This window comes from Rahnella selenatireducens (genome assembly GCF_046449555.1).
Classification (GTDB): Bacteria; Pseudomonadota; Gammaproteobacteria; order Enterobacterales; family Enterobacteriaceae; genus Rahnella; species Rahnella selenatireducens.
The window spans coordinates 1-712 of record NZ_JBKEZJ010000051.1; the positions used below are offsets into that span (position 1 = coordinate 1).

The window sequence follows — 712 nt, forward strand, 5'->3', positions numbered from 1 at the left end:
TTGTGCACAGAAAACCCCCAGCTAGGCTGGGGGTTCAGTAAAGCTTTCAGCTTTGAGCCAGTTATAAAAACCCCTTTTGATTTGTTAAAACAGTTTGCGGTCTGGCAACTGCAAAGGTTCAACAAGAAATCAAAAGGGGGTCCCAATGAGGGACGAAAAGAGCTTAGCGCACACGCGATGGAACTGTAAATATCACATAGTTTTTGCGCCGAAGTACCGTAGAAAGGTGTTCTACGGAGAGAAGCGCAAAGCGATTGGAAGTATTTTAAGAAAGCTGTGCGAGTGGAAAAACGTGAATATTCTCGAAGCGGAATGTTGTGTGGATCACATCCATATGCTTCTGGAAATTCCGCCCAAGATGAGTGTATCGGGGTTTATGGGGTACCTGAAGGGAAAGAGCAGCCTGATGCTTTATGAGCAGTTTGGGGATTTGAAGTTTAAATACCGCAACAGGGAGTTTTGGTGCCGAGGGTATTACGTTGATACGGTTGGGAAAAACACGGCCAGGATACAGGAATACATAAAGCACCAACTGGAAGAGGATAAAATGGGTGAGCAGCTCTCGATCCCATATCCGGGCAGCCCGTTTACGGGCAGTAAGTAATCCATAGATGCAAATGTCAGATCGCGATGCGCCTGTTAGGGCGCGGCTGGTAACAGAGCCTTATAGGCGCATATGAAAAACCTCCGGCTATGCCGGAGGATATTTATT

General features: G+C 46.8%; 2 protein-coding genes. Both read left to right on the top strand.

Features of this window, described 5'->3' with window-relative positions:
- A partial coding sequence (locus ACLBVC_RS24765; protein WP_410151813.1) for a hypothetical protein occupies positions 1–189 on the top strand: 189 nt, incomplete at its 5' end.
- The gene (gene tnpA / locus ACLBVC_RS24770; protein WP_024531425.1) at positions 146–604 is read left to right on the top strand and encodes an IS200/IS605-like element IS1541C family transposase; all 459 of its coding nucleotides are present in this window, start codon (positions 146–148) and stop codon (positions 602–604) included. The genes ACLBVC_RS24765 and tnpA, both read left to right, overlap by 44 nt.
- The last annotated feature ends 108 nt before the right edge of the window (positions 605–712 follow it).